Origin of the sequence: Streptomyces sp. NPDC058274 (assembly GCF_042881375.1) — a bacterium.
GTDB lineage: Bacteria > Actinomycetota > Actinomycetes > Streptomycetales > Streptomycetaceae > Streptomyces.
On the sequence record NZ_JBHVXW010000032.1, the window covers coordinates 16,669 to 33,059 of the forward strand.

The 16,391-nt window shown below is 68.9% G+C and carries 16 protein-coding genes and 2 pseudogenes; 13 read left to right on the forward strand and 5 right to left on the reverse strand.

Going from position 1 to position 16,391, the window contains the following annotated elements; translation table 11 throughout:
• Positions 1-686: 686 nt before the first annotated feature.
• Both ACFVYF_RS36845 and ACFVYF_RS36850 read left to right on the forward strand, forming a co-directional pair.
• Positions 687-1,565 carry a zinc-binding alcohol dehydrogenase family protein gene (locus tag ACFVYF_RS36845; protein ID WP_389462416.1) on the forward strand — a complete coding sequence of 293 codons (879 nt, stop codon included), beginning with the start codon at positions 687-689 and terminating at the stop codon, positions 1,563-1,565.
• A 70-nt stretch (positions 1,566-1,635) separates the two neighbouring features.
• Positions 1,636-2,409, forward strand: a complete 774-nt coding sequence (locus ACFVYF_RS36850; RefSeq protein WP_389462417.1) for an IclR family transcriptional regulator C-terminal domain-containing protein — start codon at positions 1,636-1,638, stop codon at positions 2,407-2,409.
• 400 nt (positions 2,410-2,809) lie between these two features.
• Here ACFVYF_RS36850 and ACFVYF_RS36855 read toward each other — a convergent pair whose 3' ends face one another.
• A complete protein-coding gene (locus tag ACFVYF_RS36855) occupies positions 2,810-3,136 on the reverse strand; it encodes a DUF5131 family protein (RefSeq protein WP_389462443.1) in 327 nt (108 codons plus the stop codon).
• 227 nt (positions 3,137-3,363) lie between these two features.
• On the opposite strand from ACFVYF_RS36855, the gene ACFVYF_RS36860 reads away from it, so the two are divergent.
• Positions 3,364-4,677 carry an MFS transporter gene (locus ACFVYF_RS36860; RefSeq protein WP_389462418.1) on the forward strand — a complete coding sequence of 438 codons (1,314 nt, stop codon included), beginning with the start codon at positions 3,364-3,366 and terminating at the stop codon, positions 4,675-4,677.
• On the opposite strand, the pseudogene ACFVYF_RS36865 reads toward ACFVYF_RS36860, so the two are convergent.
• Together ACFVYF_RS36865 and ACFVYF_RS36870 are read right to left on the reverse strand one after the other, a co-directional pair.
• Positions 4,604-5,071, reverse strand: a pseudogene (locus tag ACFVYF_RS36865) (transposase family protein); the annotation flags it as partial. The gene ACFVYF_RS36860 and the pseudogene ACFVYF_RS36865 sit on opposite strands and share 74 nt — an antisense overlap.
• A gap of 25 nt (positions 5,072-5,096) precedes the next feature.
• A complete protein-coding gene (locus ACFVYF_RS36870) occupies positions 5,097-5,387 on the reverse strand; it encodes a DUF4259 domain-containing protein (RefSeq protein WP_389462419.1) in 291 nt (96 codons plus the stop codon).
• On the opposite strand from ACFVYF_RS36870, the gene ACFVYF_RS36875 reads away from it, so the two are divergent.
• The 9 genes from ACFVYF_RS36875 (at position 5,347) to ACFVYF_RS36915 (ending at position 13,217) form a co-directional block, all read left to right on the forward strand.
• Complete coding sequence (locus tag ACFVYF_RS36875; RefSeq protein WP_389462445.1) at positions 5,347-5,493, forward strand: hypothetical protein; 147 nt, start codon at positions 5,347-5,349, stop codon at positions 5,491-5,493. The genes ACFVYF_RS36870 and ACFVYF_RS36875 overlap by 41 nt on opposite strands.
• 298 nt (positions 5,494-5,791) lie before the next feature.
• Positions 5,792-7,453 (forward strand): FAD-dependent oxidoreductase, encoded by a 1,662-nt coding sequence (locus ACFVYF_RS36880; protein ID WP_389462420.1) that lies wholly within the window; start codon positions 5,792-5,794, stop codon positions 7,451-7,453.
• Between the two features lie 447 nt (positions 7,454-7,900).
• On the forward strand, positions 7,901-9,058 hold the full coding sequence (locus ACFVYF_RS36885) for a SchA/CurD-like domain-containing protein (RefSeq protein WP_389462421.1): 1,158 nt from the start codon (positions 7,901-7,903) through the stop codon (positions 9,056-9,058).
• Between the two features lie 67 nt (positions 9,059-9,125).
• Entirely contained in the window at positions 9,126-9,581 is a 456-nt protein-coding gene (locus ACFVYF_RS36890) for a cupin domain-containing protein (protein ID WP_389462422.1), read from the forward strand.
• Entirely contained in the window at positions 9,578-10,843 is a 1,266-nt protein-coding gene (locus ACFVYF_RS36895) for a beta-ketoacyl-[acyl-carrier-protein] synthase family protein (RefSeq protein WP_389462423.1), read from the forward strand. The genes ACFVYF_RS36890 and ACFVYF_RS36895 overlap by 4 nt, the downstream gene beginning before the upstream one ends.
• A complete protein-coding gene (locus ACFVYF_RS36900) occupies positions 10,843-12,093 on the forward strand; it encodes a ketosynthase chain-length factor (RefSeq protein ID WP_389462444.1) in 1,251 nt (416 codons plus the stop codon). Before ACFVYF_RS36895 ends, ACFVYF_RS36900 begins: the two co-directional genes overlap by 1 nt.
• A 32-nt stretch (positions 12,094-12,125) precedes the next feature.
• Positions 12,126-12,383 carry an acyl carrier protein gene (locus tag ACFVYF_RS36905; protein WP_389462424.1) on the forward strand — a complete coding sequence of 86 codons (258 nt, stop codon included), beginning with the start codon at positions 12,126-12,128 and terminating at the stop codon, positions 12,381-12,383.
• A gap of 1 nt (position 12,384) precedes the next feature.
• Positions 12,385-12,864 carry an SRPBCC family protein gene (locus tag ACFVYF_RS36910; protein ID WP_389462425.1) on the forward strand — a complete coding sequence of 160 codons (480 nt, stop codon included), beginning with the start codon at positions 12,385-12,387 and terminating at the stop codon, positions 12,862-12,864.
• Between the two features lie 20 nt (positions 12,865-12,884).
• Positions 12,885-13,217 carry a TcmI family type II polyketide cyclase gene (locus tag ACFVYF_RS36915; RefSeq protein WP_389462426.1) on the forward strand — a complete coding sequence of 111 codons (333 nt, stop codon included), beginning with the start codon at positions 12,885-12,887 and terminating at the stop codon, positions 13,215-13,217.
• Between the two features lie 86 nt (positions 13,218-13,303).
• Here the strand turns inward: ACFVYF_RS36915 and ACFVYF_RS36920 are convergent, their stop codons facing one another.
• Both ACFVYF_RS36920 and ACFVYF_RS36925 read right to left on the reverse strand, forming a co-directional pair.
• Positions 13,304-14,341 carry a methyltransferase gene (locus ACFVYF_RS36920; RefSeq protein WP_389462427.1) on the reverse strand — a complete coding sequence of 346 codons (1,038 nt, stop codon included), beginning with the start codon at positions 14,339-14,341 and terminating at the stop codon, positions 13,304-13,306.
• A 42-nt stretch (positions 14,342-14,383) separates the two neighbouring features.
• Positions 14,384-15,445: a nitrous oxide reductase family maturation protein NosD gene (locus ACFVYF_RS36925; RefSeq protein ID WP_389462428.1), complete on the reverse strand. Its 1,062-nt coding sequence runs from the start codon at positions 15,443-15,445 to the stop codon at positions 14,384-14,386.
• A 292-nt stretch (positions 15,446-15,737) separates the two neighbouring features.
• On the opposite strand from ACFVYF_RS36925, the pseudogene ACFVYF_RS36930 reads away from it, so the two are divergent.
• Positions 15,738-16,031, forward strand: a pseudogene (locus ACFVYF_RS36930) (dihydrofolate reductase family protein); the annotation flags it as partial.
• Between the last annotated feature and the right edge of the window lie 360 nt (positions 16,032-16,391).

Genomic DNA, 16,391 nt, shown 5'->3' on the forward strand with positions numbered 1-16,391 from the left:
AGGCCGGTGGCTCAGCTGTCCATGATGTGGCGCCAGCCGGGCCGGAACCGCGCCATCGACCGGTGAGGGCCTGCGCGGCGACTGGGTGGTGTGACGGGCCTCGAGCGCCAAGGTGTGACGGGCCTCGGGCGCCAAGGTGTGGCGGGCTGTGTCCGGGCCGTCCCCTGTGCGGTCCGGACACAGCCAGGCCGGTGGCTCAGCTGTCCATGATGTGGCGCCAGCCGGGCCGGAACCGCGCCATCGACCGGTGAGGGCCTGCGCGGCGACTGGGTGGTGTGACGGGATTACGGGTGGGGGGTCGCGCATGACACCTCAAGGCGGGCAATTCCGCCGCAATCGATCTTTCGTCTGGCGTAAATGAATCATTGAGATTCGCGAGTGAATCGTCAACAACGCCAATCGAAAAGGGCCCTGCTTTCTCGGTAGTTGAGAAAAGAAGGCTGCGGATCACGCAAGAAGGGAAGTACGGGAAGTCCAATAATCAACTTTCCGGTGACGGAGAACATCTCACACACCGGCTCCGAGCTGTGCATCCGCGGCAGCCAACTCCGCCTCCAAACAGCCCTGCAGGGGCCGCTACGCTGGCCTCTCAGCTCATTCCGTCTGTGGAGGACACCCCTGTGCGTGCCATCGTCATGAAGTCTTTCGGCGGACCTGAAGTCCTTCAGACGGCAGAGGCACCCGACGTGACTCCACCCCGAGCGCACCGCGTCATCAGCGTCCGCAAAGCAGGCCTCAACTTCGCCGACGTACACGTCCGCACCGGCACCTACCTGGCGGACGTTCAACTGCCCTACATTCCGGGCAACGAAGTCATGGGCACCGACGAACAGGGACAGCGAGTCGTCGCCCTGACCCGCGGCGGCGGCTACGCCGAACAGGCCGCCGCGCACCGCATGACCACCTGGGCGGTGCCCGACGAGGTCAGCGACGAGCAGGCCCTGGCCCTGACCCTGCAGGGCAATACGGCCTGGCATCTGCTGCACACCTGCGTGGGCCTGACCGACTCGGACACCGTCGTCATCTCCGCGGCGGCCGGAGGGGTCGGCACCCTCGCCGTCCAGCTCGCCGCCCAGCGGGGGGCCCGTGTCATCGCCCTGGCCTCCACCCCCGAACGCCGCGACCTGGCCACCCGGCTCGGCGCATTCGCTGTGGCCGACTCACAGACGGAAGACCTCACACAAGCCGTACTGGATGCGGCCGGCGGCCCGGTCACCGCCGTACTGGAGATGACCGGCGGACGCGTGCACGAGCAGCTCCTGGCCTCCCTCGCACCACTGGGCAGAATGGCCGTCTACGGCTACGCCGGCGGAACACCCGCCCCGGCCGCCGGCCGCATGATCCTGGAACGCTCCCTGACCGTCCGCGGCCTGTGGCTGCCCCACCTCTACGCCGTGCGCGGCGCCCTCGCCCAGTCCATGACCGCCCTCTTCGACGCCACCGCCGCCGGAACCCTGCAGCCCGTCACCGGCCAGCAATGGCCCCTCGAACAGGCCGCGGACGCCCACCGCGCCCTTCAATCGCGCACCGTCACCGGGAAGGCGATGCTCCATGTCTCCGGCTAAAATCCCGACCACACACACAGCGCACACAGCACAGACGGCACAGACGGCGGCGGCGACACGGGGGCAGTCCATGACCACAATTCCCGGCGGATCCAGCGTGGCAGTCCGCGCCTACCACGTACAAGAACGCCTCGCCTCCCTGGGACCCGGCCCCCACTCCCTGCACGACATCGCCCAGGCCTGCCAGTACGACGACGCCACCACCTCCCGCATCCTCACCGCCGGGATCTACCGCAAAATCTACAAACGACCCTCCCGCGGCATGTACCAACTCGCCCGCCCCCTCTCCGACCTGGCCTACGCCCTCCCCCACGGCCCCACCCACGAACAAGCACAACGCGCCCTGCAGGAACTACGCGAAGCCACCGACCAAGGCCTCGCCTTCCTCTACATGAAATCCCCCGGCATGACCGCCGGCCGCCAATGCGCAGACATGGCCGTCGGCGACTCCGACCTCGTCGAACTCGGCATGACCCCCCGCGACGTCCTCTCCGTCACCCGCAGCCTGCGCACCGGAGCCAGCGGACGCGCCATCCTCGCCTACCTCCCCCCACCCATCCAAGCCCACGTCCTCGCCCAACCCGTCCCCGAAGAAGCCGGACCAGGCGTCATCCGCGACCCCCACCTCCTCAAAGCCTCCCTCACCGACATCCGCGAACAGGGCTACGCCCTCGGCTACCAGGAATGCATGAAAAACTGGAACTCCATCGCCGCCCCCGTCTTCGACGGCGACTCCATCACCGCCTCCATCCTCCTCCTCCGCCCCGCCCTCCAAATGCAACGCCCACCCACCCCCTACATCGAAGCCACCAAACACGCCGCCGCCACCCTCAGCACCACCTGATCCCCTTCGAGCCGGACTGAGACCGAGTCACTCAAGGTTCAAGCGCCGCGAAGACCTCGACGCCGCCCGCGCCCCAGGCCGCGCCGGCGGCCGTCCTCACGCCCCGACCTCCGAACAGACCACCGACGCCCGCATCCGGCCCGGCGCCGGACAAGACAAACCCGAACCGCCGAAGCCGCCAAACCGCGCGTCTCCCGATGAACACTCAGCCGCGCCCACGACACCGCGCCCCGCTGACACCCGCCACCAGGTACCAGGTACCAGCGCCTCACCGCAGCAGACAACCCCAACCCCCCTGCACGGATCGCACAAAAGGACGCTCCGCAGTGGCCCCGTCGTCGGGCAAGCTCACCAGCAAGAGCCAGGTGAGCCTCCCTGCTGCCGCCTGACGTCCCGCTGTTCAGGCCGGTGCACGGTCCCGAGCATGTGGATACTCACGCACCCGCAGGTCGGCGGAGAAGCGTGCCATGTCCTTGTGACGCGTCTTGTTCCAGCACGAGCCGAGCTGCTTGACGAACGCGGCCGTCCCGGACTGCCTGCACCGCTCGACGATGTCGCTGGCCCACGCAAGGTCCATCGGCCGGGCTCCCGGGCCGGACTCACCGCCGACGATCGCCCAATCGATGCCGTCCAGGTCCAAACCCGTGAGCGGGCCAAGCAGGGACTCACACAACAGGAACCGCACCGACGCCGACACCGACGCACTGCGTGACCCTCTCCTCGACACCTTGAGCAGCGGTCGCTGCTGACTCGGCTCCAATTCACACCTGCCCCCGGCCGGGGACGTCTATCCAGCCGGGGCCCACGTGCACCGCGCCAGCCGCATCGTCCGCTCCCGTCGAAGGATCTGTACAGCCCTCAGCAGCCTCCGCTACGTTGACGATCAGAATCGGGCTCGTCGACGCGTTGGTGGCTGGGTGGCGCGTCTCCTGGCCGTGCCCGATGGAGACATCAGTGTCCTACCGCTCCCTGCTGCGTGCGGCAGGCGTCGGCTTCTTCCCACTGGGATTCCTCGCCCGCCTGCCGTACGCGACCTCCGCCCTTTCCACCCTCATCCTGCTCCAGGCAGCGACCGGCAGCTACGCCTTCGCCGGACTCGCCAGCGCGGCCCAGAGCATCGCCATCGCCGTCGGCGGCCCCCTGATCGGGGCCCTGACCGACCGCTACGACCACCGATCGGTCGGCGTGGCCGCCGCGATCGCCAACTTCGGTTCCTGGGCCGCCCTACTGGCCGCGAGCCATGGCAGCCGGGAACCCATGTTCGCGGCGGCCGCTCTCGTGGGCTTGACCCAGCCACAGGTCGGGCCCCTCGTCCGGGTGCATTGGTCACGTCTGGTGCAGTCCCGCAACGAGCACCACCTGCTGTCCGCGGCACTGTCTTATGAGGCGTCCGCCGACGAACTGAGCTTCGTCGCCGGCCCCGCCTTTGTCGGACTGCTCGCCTCGCTCAGCCCCCTCGCCCCGGCCGTGGCGACGATGGCTCTGCTCGCGGCGAGTACCCTCCCATTCGCCCTCCGCTACGCCCACCGCACCACCCACCAGCAGCCCTCGGGACAGCAGAACAAGCCGCACCTGCCCCGCCGTCCACTGGCTGTCATGTTCCTTGCGATGGTCGCCATGGGAGCGATCTTCGGTGCCGTCCAGACCGCCGTGACCGTGTACGCGGATAAGATCGACACACCCGGCGCCGCAGGGCTCGTGTACGCCGAGTTCGGCATCGGTAGCGCCCTGGCCGGCGCTGCCTGCGCCTGGCTGCCACAGCGCTTCTCCCTGCTCACCCGCTACGTCTTCTTCGCCGCGACCCTCTTCGCCGGAATGCTGGTGCTCTTCATCGGTGCCCAGGTGGCGTCTGTCCCCGTCGCGGTCGCAGTCGCAAGCTTCACCGTCGCGCCCTACATGATCAGCTTGTACGCACTGACCGAACGACTCGCCCCCGCCGAACGGGCCGCGGTCGCCATGACCATCCTGTGCGCCGGCGGCCCCCTCGGAACTGCCGCCGGACAAGCCATCTCCGGTGGCCTCGCAGAAAAGCATGGCGTCGAGGGAGCCCTCTTCGTTGCCCTCACCGTTGCGGCTGCCGCACTCCTCCTCGCACTCTCGGCGTTTCTGGCCGACCGACGGCACGGCGTCTGGATCAACGACGCCGAGCCGGCAAACAACCCGGCGGCCCACGAACCCTCCGAACAGCCACAGAAGCCTTGCAGTCGTTACGGTTGCCGGGTAGAGGTCTGCCGATCACGACGACGAGTCGGGTGTCGGCGTCAATGACGACCTGGTGGTTGGTGGAGTAGCGGTAGTTCTTCGACTACTCGGCCACCGTGTGGTCGCCTGTGGGTACCAGGGTTCCGTCCACGATGAGGACAGTGTCCGGACGGAACCGTTGGCGTGGCTGGAACGCGAGAAGGGGCCCGAGGTGGTCGATGACACGGTCGGCCGCGGACTTCGAGATCCCGAACAGCGGCCCGAGCTGGCGCAACGTCAGGTTGGTACGCCAGTATGCCGCGACCAGCAGGACCCGGTCCTCCAGCGGCAGGCTCCAAGGCCGGCCGAGTCGGACGGCATCTGCTCCCTCGCGGCGCAGCTTGGTTACCAACTTGCGAAAGTAGCGCGGGCTCAGCCCGGCGAACTTCGTTATCCAAGACGGGTTAGACGCCGTGATCACATGATCACACCAGCCATGCGACAGATCATTTAAGTTGCTGCACTACGGGTTCAATCTGTTCAGAGAGTGGCTGGCCCAGCACGAGGGATTCGCTCTTCCCGAGATGGTCGGCTTCGTAGCCCGTAGCGTCGATCCTCCGGATCAGGACGCCTCGGATCAGGGCCTCGCGCGCCTCGGGCTCGGCGTCGTCGAGAGCGTTGGCGAAATCCGCGGCTGTGTCGTTGTCAAAGGGGCCGACACCACGTCGATCGCTGGTCTGGCACTGGGACCCCCGGATGCTGGACAGCTTCGAAGGCCGGATGGATCCGCCCGGCATGGCGGAGCGGCTCCTCGACGCCGCGCGCCACGCCGACGTGCCGATCCTGCGCGCCGGCGGCGGGAACGGCGACGTGGTGCGCGACGACATCGCCGAGCAGGTCTGAGACAGCGTTCCCCACGCGCGGCGCGTCAAAGTGGCCGGCGCGGACCACACGGTGGCCGGCGACCGGAACGAGCACTTCATCGATGCGATCGTCCCGTTCCTGGAAGCGACCGGGTGAGCGTGAGACTCGGCTGGGATCGGGGGCACGCGTGGCGCGGATCGTGGACCTGCCCGCCGACTCGGCGAACCGGGCGAGTCAAGCGGGTGAAGCTTTAGCCCGTTTCCGTGTTGCGGGGCATGGATGAAGCCCCCGGCCGTATCCGGCCGAGTCGGCGGACACGATGCGCTGGAGGCGAGCGATGAACCAAAGAGCCGACCAAGCCGACCACACGACCCACCAGGTCCCGGTCCTCATCGTCGGCGGTTCCCTCGTCGGCCTGGCGACCTCGCTGTTCCTGGGCCGGTTGGGAGTACGGCACATGCTGGTGGAGCGCCATGCGGGCACTTCCATCCACCCCCGCGGCCGCGGCAACAACGTCCGCACCATGGAGCTGTTCCGGGTGGCCGGCGTCGAGCCGGGGGTCCGGGAGGCCGCCGCGACCCTGGCCGACAACCACGGGATCCTGCAGGCGCCCACCTTGGTCGGCGACGCGGGCGAGTGGCTCTTCAAGGAGATCGACGCCGGTGGCGGACTGGCCCGCTTCAGCCCCAGCGCATGGTGCCTGTGCAGCCAGAACGACCTTGAGCCGGTGCTGCTCGAACACGCCGAGCGGCTGGGCGGGGACCTGCGGTACGCCACCGAACTGATGTCGTTCGACAGCGAGCCCTCCGGAGTCACCGCAGTCGTCAAGAGCCGGGATACGGGTGAGCACACCACCATCCGCGCGGACTACCTCGTCGCCGCCGACGGCCCCCGCAGCCCTGTCCGCGAGCAGCTCGGCATCGCCCAGAGCGGTCCTGGCGACCTGTTCAGCAACGTCAGCATCACCTTCCGCTCCCGCCGCCTCGCCGATGTCGTGGGCGACCGCCGCTTCATCGTCTGCTATCTGACAAACCCGGACGCCGACGGGGCGCTGCTGCCCGTGGACAACCAGGAGAACTGGGTCTTCCACGCTCCCTGGCACCCCGAAAACGGCGAAACCCTGGAGGAGTTCACCGACGAGCGGTGTGTCGAACACATCCGCCGCGCGGTCGGAGTCGCCGACCTCGACCTGGAGGTCACCGGAAAGGCTCCTTGGCACGCCGCGCAACGGGTCGCCCGGAGCTACCGGGCAGGACGCGTCTTCCTGGCCGGCGACTCTGCCCACGAGATGTCCCCCACGGGGGCCTTCGGCTCCAACACCGGTATCCAGGACGCGCACAACCTCGCGTGGAAGCTGGCCGCGGTGCTCGGCGGCTGGGCCGGGGAAGGGCTGCTGGACTCCTACGACGCCGAGCGCCGCCCCGTGGCGGAGGCGACCAGTGCCCGCGCCGCCGCACGGTCGGTCGAGCACAGCCATCCCGGCTTCGCCCCGCCTCCCGGCGCAGGCGGTGGCGGTGGCCCGCAGCGCGGCATCCTCAACGTGGCCCTGGGCTACCGCTATCCGCAGGGCGCCGTCGCGGGCACCGACCCCGCGGCACCGGTCGTCCCGGAAGGCCTCGACCTGTCCGGTGAACCCGGCAGCAGGGCGCCCCACTTGGCGGTACGGCACCGAGGCGAACAGATCTCCACGCTGGACCTCTACGAACGGTCATTCGTCCTGCTCAGCGACGACGATGCCGCCAGTGGCTGGCACGAGGCCGCCACCCGCCTCGGCGAAGTGATGTCCGTCCCGCTGACTTCGTACCGGGTGGGCAACGGACCGGATGCCGAGCTGACACCCGAGGGCGATACGGACTGGTCGGCCGCCCACGGCACGATGTCCGGGGGCGCCGTACTCGTCCGGCCCGACGGGTTCGTGGCCTGGCGATCGCCGGGACCTGTCCCGGATGCCGAGTCGGCACTGCGCCAAGTCCTCACCACGCTGCTGGCAGTGGGCTGACCTCCGGAGACGGTGTCGCCCGCAGCGAGCATCACTGCGGGCAACGGCCGGTATCCGGCGATGGGTGAGCCGACAGCCGCCGGGCCGCCACGCGAAGTGCCACGTGGCGGCCCGGCGGCTCTCCCCGTGCCTCGTCCCCTGGTGGTGTCCGACGGCAGTCACGGAGTTTGTCAGCCGGCGTGTGTACGGCGACTGAGCTCATGCCAAGGTCCGCCTCATCACCCGTGCGGGTGCATGCGACCGTAAGGCCCAGGACTGCTGGGACAGCCGGGTGGCCTTCGCTCACCTCGCCCGAACCGGCCCCGGCTTACCAGTCCGCCAGGTCACCCGCGCCATGCACACAAGTCGCGCGCTTCCGGGGGCGGATTCAGGATCGAGACACGCCGACGTCACACCAACGTGGCCGACGCCCGTCCGCCTCAGGCCCCCGAAGGAGATGTGCGCAGGATGACCACCACGTCTGAACGTGTTTCGAAATCGCCGCTGCAAGAGGCGTCGCAGCGTATCTCCCAGTCCGTGTTCGACGGCTCCAGACTCCGTGTCGTCCTGCTCGTGGACGTCTACGACGGGGCCCAGCAGCAGTTCCTCGAGGCGTACGACGAGATGTGCAACCAGGTGGCTTCCGTCCCCGGGCATGTCAGCGACCAGCTGTGTCAGTCGATCGAGAACCCCTCCCAATGGCTCATCACGAGTGAGTGGGAGAGCGCCCCGCCCTTCCTCACCTGGGTGAACAGCGAGGAGCACGTGCGGATGGTGGAGCCACTGCACAGTTGTGTCCGGGACACCAGGTCGCTTCGCTTCCACATCGTCCGGGAGACCGGCGGCCCGGCGGCGGACACCAAGCCCGGGAAGCGTCGGCTCCAGACGTCACCCCGGATCGGTGACGGGCTGATCCGTCACGCGCTCACCTTCACGGTCAAGCCGGGCAGCGAGGAGACCGTCGCCAAGATCCTCTCCGGGTACGAGTCACCGGAGCCGCAGGTCGACGACACCACCCGGCTGTGCCGCACCTCCCTGTTCATGCACGGCAACCGGGTGGTTCGGGCCATCGAGGTGCGGGGCGACCTGCTCGCCGCGCTGCGCCACGTCGCCCGGCAGCCGGAGGTGCGGGCCGTCGAGGATGCCATCAACCCCTATCTGGAGCAGGACCGGGACCTCGATGACCCCGAGTCGGCCCGGGTCTTCTTCACCCGCGCGGCGCTGCCCGCCGTACACCATGTGACGGCAGGCCAGGGCAGCCCGGACGCCGTGCGCCACGCGCTGTACTACCCGGCCCGTGTGGGGTGCGGCATGCAGCTGGCCGAGCTGCTCGCCCGGCAGGACGAGACGGCGGCGGACGATCCGCAGGGACCGGTGCTGCGCAGCACGATCTTCCAGCGCGACGACGTCGTGGTGCGGCTGGTCGACGTGCGCGGCGGGCTCGACACCGACCCCGGGCGCGTGCTCGGTCTCACGGATCCCGGTCAGGCGGCCGAGCTGACGGCGCTCCTCGACGGCGATGTGCTCGGTGCGGACGGTTCGGCGCTGAGCGACGGCGCCCCCGCTCGCCTCCTCTCGGTCTCCCGCATGGAACTCGTCACCGACCGCCGCGCGCCCGACGCCTGATTCACCGGCACCGGGCCGTTGACGGCCACGCCCTCATGTCGATGCACCACAAGTTCGGAGGAACGTCGTGATCAAGCGCCATCCCGGAATCGTGGATCTCAGCGAGGTCGAGCCCAACACTCGGCGCGGTGGCGACCTGCGTGCCCTGCTCACCCCCACCACCGTCGGCTCGACCAGCGGCTTCATGGGCGTGGCCATCATCCTGCCCGGCGAGCGCATCGCCGAGCACTACCACCCGTACTCCGAGGAGTTCATCTACGTCGTCTGCGGACAGCTCGAGGTGGACCTGGACGGCGAGCCCCACCCGCTGCAGCCGGAGCAGGGGCTCATGATCCCCAGCCACATGCGGCACCGCTTCCGCAACGTCGGCAAGGTGGAGGCCCGTATGGTCTTCCACCTCGGCCCGCTGGCCCCGAGTCCGCCGCTCGGGCACGTCGACACCGAGGACGCCGACGGTGTCCCGATCGCGGTGGAGGCCACCCACGCGGCCGCGACGGCCGAGCGATCCCAGGCGCGATCATGACCAGGCGTGTGGCGGTCACCGGCATAGGCATCGTCGCCCCGGGCGGCATCGGCGCCCCGGCGTTCTGGGATCTCCTGGCCAACGGGCGCACGGCGACCCGTGGCATCACGTTCTTCGACCCGTCCGGGCTGCGGTCGCAGATCGCCGCCGAGTGCGACTTCGACGCGGCGGCCCACGGGCTGGACGCGGAGCAGGTCGCCCGGTGCGACCGGTACATCCAGTTCGCGCTGGTCGCCGGGGAGGAGGCGGTACGGGACTCCGGCCTCGACCTCGCCGCCGAGAACCCCTGGCGCATCGGGGTCTCCCTGGGCACCGCGGTCGGCGGAACCACCCGGTTGGAGCACGACTACGTCCTGGTCAGCAACCGCGGGAAGCGCTGGGACGTGGACCACCGGGAGGCCGGCGCGGACCTGCACCGGGCGTTCTCGCCCAGCACTCTCGCCTCGACGGTGGCGGAGCGGTTCGAGGCACGCGGGCCGGTGCAGACCGTCTCCACCGGCTGCACGTCGGGTCTCGACGCGGTCGGGTACGCCTTCCACACGATCGCGGAGGGCAGGGCCGACGTGTGCCTGACCGGCGCCTCGGACTCACCGATCTCACCGATCACCATGGCCTGCTTCGACGCGATCAAGGCCACGTCACCGAACAACGACGACCCCGCCCACGCCTCACGCCCCTTCGACGCCAACCGCAACGGGTTCGTCATGGGCGAGGGCGGTGCCGTACTCGTCCTGGAGGAGCTGGAACACGCCCTGGCCCGCGGCGCACACGTGTACTGCGAGATCAGTGGCTACGCCACCTTCGGCAACGCCTACCACATGACCGGTCTGACCACCGAGGGCCTGGAGATGGCCCGGGCCATCGAGGACGCCCTCGACCAGTCCCGTCTCGACTCGACGGCGATCGACTACGTCAACGCGCACGGGTCGGGCACCCAGCAGAACGACCGGCACGAAACGGCCGCGGTGAAACGGGTCCTGGGTGCGCACGCCTATGAGACGCCCATGAGTTCCATCAAGTCCATGGTGGGCCACTCCCTCGGCGCGATCGGCGCGATCGAGCTCGTCGCCTGTGCGCTGGCCCTGACCCACCAGGTCGTCCCGCCCACCGCGAACTACGAGACGCCGGACCCCGAGTGCGACCTGGACTACGTCCCGCGCGTCGCCCGGGAGCGAAAACTCAACAACGTGCTCTCCGTGGGCAGCGGGTTCGGCGGTTTCCAGTCCGCGGTGATCATGACCCTGCCGAGGGAGAAGACATGATGAGCGAACCGCATCCTCGGCGCGCGGCCGTCACCGGAATCGGTGTGGTCGCGCCCAACGGAACCAGCACCGAGGCCTTCTGGAAGGCCACCAGGGAGGGCATCAGCGTCCTGGACCGGGTCACCCGCGAAGGATGCGAGCATCTGCCGTTGCGGGTGGCCGGCGAGATCCGGGGCTTCGATCCGCCGTCGGCGGTCGAGGAGCGCTATCTCGTCCAGACCGACCGGTTCACGCACTTCGCGTTGGCCGCGGCGGACCTAGCACTCGACGACGCCCGCCTCGACCGGGCCGACACCGACGCCGCGGCGTTCTCCATGGGCGTGGTCACCGCGGCCGGTTCCGGCGGCGGCGAGTTCGGGCAGCGGGAACTCCAGCAGTTGTGGGACAAGGGCAGCCGCTTCGTGGGGCCGTACCAGTCCATCGCCTGGTTCTACGCCGCGAGCACCGGCCAGATCTCCATCCGCCGTGGCTTCAAGGGACCTTGCGGGGTGGTCGCCTCTGACGAGGCCGGCGGCCTGGACGCTCTGGCCCATGCGGCGCGTGCCGTGCGGCGCGGCACCGACGTGATGGTGGCCGGCGCGACCGAGGCGCCACTGGCTCCCTACTCGATGGTCTGCCAGCTCGGCTACGACGCGCTGAGCACTGTCGAGGAGCCGGAGCGTGCCTACCGCCCGTTCACCGCCTCGGCGTGCGGATTCGTGCCCGCGGAAGGCGGCGCCATGCTCGTCGTGGAGGCCGAGACGTCGGCCCGGGACCGGGGCGCGCCCGTGCGGGCCACCCTGGCGGGTCACGCGGCGACCTTCACCGGCGCCTCCCGCTGGGAGCAGTCGCGGGAGGGACTGTCCCAGGCCATCCGGGGCGCCCTGCACGAGGCCGGCTGCGCCCCCGAGGAGATCGACGTGGTCTTCGCCGACGCCCTCGGCGTACCGGAGGCGGATCGTGCCGAAGCGCTGGCGATCGCGGACGCCTTGGGCGCGCACGGCAGACGCGTCCCCGTCACGGCGCCGAAGACCGCCATCGGCCGGGGCTACAGCGCGGCGCCCGTTCTGGACGTCGCCGCGGCGGTGCTCGCCATGGAGCACGGAGTGGTCCCGCCCACCCCCAACGTCTTCGACCTCTGCCATGACCTCGACCTCGTCACCACGCGCGCCCGTGCCGCCGAGCTGCGCACGGCGCTGGTCCTCAGCCGAGGACTCATGGGGTCGAACTCGGCGCTGGTGCTACGGCGCGGCGTCACCGATGCCTCGTAGCGAGGCGTCACAGACCAAAGGAGAGGAACAGCATGAGTGACCGAATCACTGTGGAAGAGCTGTCCGAGCTCATGAAGAAGGCTGCCGGAGTGACCGTCGCCTCGGAGGACCTCGAGAAGCAGTACGACTCCGGCTTCGACGTCCTCGGCATCGACTCGCTCGGTCTGCTCGGCATCGTGGGCGAGCTCGAGAACCGGTACGGCACACCGATGCCTCCGGACGCGGAGAAGAGCAAGACGCCCCGGGAGTTCCTCGACCTCGTCAACAGCGTACTTCTGGCAGGAGCGTGACATGGCCGGGCACACGCAGAACGAAATCGTCATCGCCGCGCCGGTGGACCTGGTCTGGGACCTGACCAACGACGTCGCGGACTGGCCGCAGTTGTTCAGCGAGTACGCCTCCGTCGAGATCCTCTCCCAGGAGGGGAACAAGACCACGTTCCGGCTCACCATGCACCCGGACGAGAGCGGCAAGGTGTGGAGCTGGGTCTCGGAACGGGAAACGGACCGCGACGCGCTCACGGTGCGGGCTCGCCGCGTCGAGACCGGGCCCTTCGCCCACATGGACATCGTGTGGCAGTACGAGAAGGTGCGTGAAGGCACCCGGATGGTGTGGACGCAGGACTTCGCGATGAAGCCCGACGCACCGGTCGACGACGAGTGGATGACGAACAACATCAACCGGAACTCCAAGGTCCAGATGGCCCTGATCCGGGACCGTATCGAGCAGACCGCCAGGGAGCGCCGGCCCGTGCCGACGCTGTCCGACTGATCCCGACGGAGGACAGGACGATGCACCAATCCCTGATCGTCGCCCGCATGGCCCCGGGGTCGGCCCTGGACATCGCCAAGGTGTTCGAGGAGTCGGACCGGGGAGAACTGCCGCGGCTCATCGGCGTCACCCGGCGCAACCTCTTCCAGTTCGACGACGTGTACATGCACCTCATCGAATCCGAGCGGGACCCCGGCCCCGCCATCGCGAAGGTGGCCGGGCACCCCGAGTTCCGGGACATCAGCGAAAGGCTGTCGGCGTACGTCACCGCGTACGACCCGGCGACCTGGCGTTCACCGAAGGACGCGATGGCGAAGTGCTTCTACAGCTGGGAGCGGGGCGCCGCCTCCTGAACCGCTCGTAGGACAGCCCCTCGCCGGACACGCAGGACCGCGTGCCCGGCGAGGGGCTGTCTAGGGGAACGCTCCGGGGGACGTGGTCACCCGGGGACGGTGCAGTCGAACGCGTGCAGGTAGGGGTTGACCGGGCGAACGTCGTCGATGACCAGGCCCGCTGCCGTCAGCCTGCCTGCCATGCTCTCGGATGTGTGCTTGGCACCTCCGACGTTGAGGAGCAGCAGCAGGTCCATGGCCGTGCTGAAGCGCATCGAGGGCGTGTCGTCGACGAGGTTCTCGATGACCACGACCCGCGATCCGGGACCGCCCGCCTCGATGACGTTGCGCAGTGTCCGGGTGGTGCTGTCGTCGTCCCACTCCAGGATGTTCTTGATGATGTACACATCAGCCTGGACCGGGATGGCCGCGCGGCAGTCGCCGGGCACGATGCGCATGCGGTCCGCGAGCGCGCCTCCCGCACGCAGCCGTGGGTCGGCGTTCTCCACCACGCGCGGCAGGTCGAGCAGGGTGCCGTGGAGCGACGGGTACTTCTCCAACAAGCTTGCCACCACATGCCCTTGACCACCCCCGATGTCGGCGACGGACTTGCTCTGCGACAGATCGAGGAACTGCGCGACGTCCCGTGCCGACTGCACACTGGACGTCGTCATGGCGCGGTTGAAGACGTCGGCCGATTCCGGGGCGTCCTCGTTGAGGTAGTGGAAGAACTCCTTGCCGTACAAATCCTGTACGACATTGCGGCCGGAGCGCACCGCCTCGTCCAGCATCGGCCACGCGTCCCAGGTCCACGGCTCGGTGCACCACAGGGCGATGTTGCGCAGGCTGTTCGGATCGTCCTCGCGCAGCAGCCGGGACATGTCGGTGTGCGTGAATGTCCCGTCCTGCTGCTCGGCGAAGATGCCGTAGCAGGACAGGGCCCGCAACAGCCGTCGCAGCGGCTTCGGTTCGGTCTTCACCGCCGCCGCCAGGTCGTCCGCGGCCATCGGGCTGTCGCCGAGGGCATCGGCGACTCCCAGCCGGGCGGCGGCGCGGAGGGCGGCCGCACATGCCGCCCCGAACACGAGCTCCCGCAACCGCATGGACGGCGGTGGAGCGGTTGGTGCGGTCTGTGCGGTCGTCATGCGCCGCCTTCCCTCTTCGAGTTCATCAGTGACCACGGCCGGTCAGCACAGTCCCGCAGGCTTGGACGCCCGGCAGGAGTTGCCTTCGAAGGTGTTGTCCTTGCCGGTGTCCGTGTTGACGAGGTCCGCCGGGGCGTTGCCCTCCAGGACGTTGTCGGCGATCCGGTTCCGCTCGCTGGTGGCACCGACGAAGCTCTTGAACAGCACGATGCCGCCCGACAGCGGGGATTTGCCGACGTTGTCCACGACCCGGTTCCCTGTCACCAGGGTTTCCTCGGCGCCGGTCAGCACGATGCCGGAGCCCTGGAGCGCGTCCAACCGTTCGGTTTTCGGGCAGGACTTGTTGTTGCGCGCGATGTAGTTGTCGCTCACGGTCAGGGCGCCGGCCTTCGGCTTGTTCTCGTCACCCACGACAAAGACGCCCGCGCAGTTTCCGGTGAGGTGGTTGCCCGCGATGGTGAGGTGCCGCAGCCGTCGGACGGTGATGCCGATCCGATTGCCGTCCAGCCGGTTGCCTTCGACCACCGTTCCGTCGGCGTCCGTGGCGCCTTCCTCGGACTTGATCGTGTTCGCGAGGAACAGACCGGCGTCGCCGTTGCCCCGGGCGGTGTTCTCCCGGAACACACCGTGGACCGAACGCTCCTGGGCGATCCCCCACACACCGTTCTTCACCGCGGTCACGTTCCGCACGGTCAGCCCGTCGGTCGCCATGGCGAACACACCGGTCCTGGTGAAGCCGGTCACGGTCAGGGAGGCGACGGTGACGCCCTCGACGTTGTGGTCCTTCGTCCCGACCACGCAGATGCCGTTGCCGCCCTCGGCGCAGCTGTTGGCGGCCTTCTTCGTGCCCGGTTCGATGACCGTGTCGCGACCCATACCGCGCAGAGTGAGCCCAGGCGTGCTCACCTTGACGCTCTCGCGGTACGTGCCGGGGGTCACGAGGACGGTGTCTCCCGGTTGGGCGGCGTCCACCGCTTTCTGGATGGACTCCCCCGGAGAGACCACGTGGGTCATCTCGTCGACAACAACCGGCGGGGCGGCCCCGAGCCCCGCCCCGATGAGCGCTGCGGTACACGCCAGGTAGGCGATATGGCATTTCGTCATATTGCGCACGTTATGACCCAAAGGCCCGCGGACGGTGCGGATAGACCATCCGGCGGCGTGTCATGGCGAAGAACCAAGACCTGCGGATCGGCGTGCCACGCTCTCCTTCTCGCCCGCCGTATCGCCGATCACGCCGACCTTCCACCTTCACGGCCATAGCAAAGCCCCTCGGGCCGCATCCCAGGAGCCGGACTCCAGAAGCCCCAGAGCGATGAGTTCCGACGTGCTGGCCAGTCCCTGTCGACACACGCGATCAACCGCAGTCGAGGAGATCATCATGACCGCTTCTTTACTGGAAGGATTCCTCGACCGGCCGGACGCGAAGGTCGTGAGCGAAGACGCCGTCGACGTCGTCGCCCGGCTCAAGGAGGAGTCCCACGTACCGCTGCGCTCGCACGGCAGCCTGTCGATGAACCGGGCGCTGATGGCCGCCGGCCTGGTCGACCGCATCCAGGTGACGCTGTTCCCTGTGATCACCGGTCAGACCGGACTGGACCCGATCTTCCAGGGCGCGGCCGACTTCGACCTCGAGCTCATCGAGCACAGAACCCTTGAACGCTTGGTCGGGGATGCTGCGTGGAATCCAGCGGGGCTCGCGCGGCTGGTATTCCGCCCGCCTGGACGGCCGACGGAACGGCTGCATCGGGTTGTGGTGGGCGTTGACGTGTTCGTCGTCGGCAGTCCTGGCCTTGGGGAACGGGTTGATCAGCGGGCGACCGTGCATTTCGCGGTGGTACTCGTAGAACGACCGGACGACCGCCCGCGCGTGCCGTCTGGTCCGGTCGGCGTAGTTCTCGCCGGGCGTCTGCTTGCCCGTGACCAGGTTGGCCGACCCCGGCTTCGGAGCGTCGGGCCGGCGTTGCCTCGGCGGTTTCTTCACGGTCTTCAGCCACAGAGCGAAGTCCCTGGCCTCCGCTCGCCCCGCACGGTCCCACGCAACGTCGAT

Bases quoted from the DNA above. Each gene is read 5' to 3' on its own strand.
- ACFVYF_RS36850 (WP_389462417.1), top strand. From the start codon at position 1,636: ATGACCACAATTCCCGGCGGATCCAGCGTGGCAGTCCGCGCCTACCAC.
- ACFVYF_RS36875 (WP_389462445.1), top strand. From the start codon at position 5,347: ATGCTGGACAGCTTCGAAGGCCGGATGGATCCGCCCGGCATGGCGGAG.
- ACFVYF_RS36870 (WP_389462419.1), bottom strand. From the start codon at position 5,387: ATGCCGGGCGGATCCATCCGGCCTTCGAAGCTGTCCAGCATCCGGGGG.
- ACFVYF_RS36880 (WP_389462420.1), top strand. From the start codon at position 5,792: ATGAACCAAAGAGCCGACCAAGCCGACCACACGACCCACCAGGTCCCG.
- ACFVYF_RS36885 (WP_389462421.1), top strand. From the start codon at position 7,901: ATGACCACCACGTCTGAACGTGTTTCGAAATCGCCGCTGCAAGAGGCG.
- ACFVYF_RS36895 (WP_389462423.1), top strand. From the start codon at position 9,578: ATGACCAGGCGTGTGGCGGTCACCGGCATAGGCATCGTCGCCCCGGGC.
- ACFVYF_RS36900 (WP_389462444.1), top strand. From the start codon at position 10,843: ATGAGCGAACCGCATCCTCGGCGCGCGGCCGTCACCGGAATCGGTGTG.
- ACFVYF_RS36905 (WP_389462424.1), top strand. From the start codon at position 12,126: ATGAGTGACCGAATCACTGTGGAAGAGCTGTCCGAGCTCATGAAGAAG.
- ACFVYF_RS36910 (WP_389462425.1), top strand. From the start codon at position 12,385: ATGGCCGGGCACACGCAGAACGAAATCGTCATCGCCGCGCCGGTGGAC.
- ACFVYF_RS36915 (WP_389462426.1), top strand. From the start codon at position 12,885: ATGCACCAATCCCTGATCGTCGCCCGCATGGCCCCGGGGTCGGCCCTG.
- ACFVYF_RS36920 (WP_389462427.1), bottom strand. From the start codon at position 14,341: ATGACGACCGCACAGACCGCACCAACCGCTCCACCGCCGTCCATGCGG.
- ACFVYF_RS36925 (WP_389462428.1), bottom strand. From the start codon at position 15,445: ATGACGAAATGCCATATCGCCTACCTGGCGTGTACCGCAGCGCTCATC.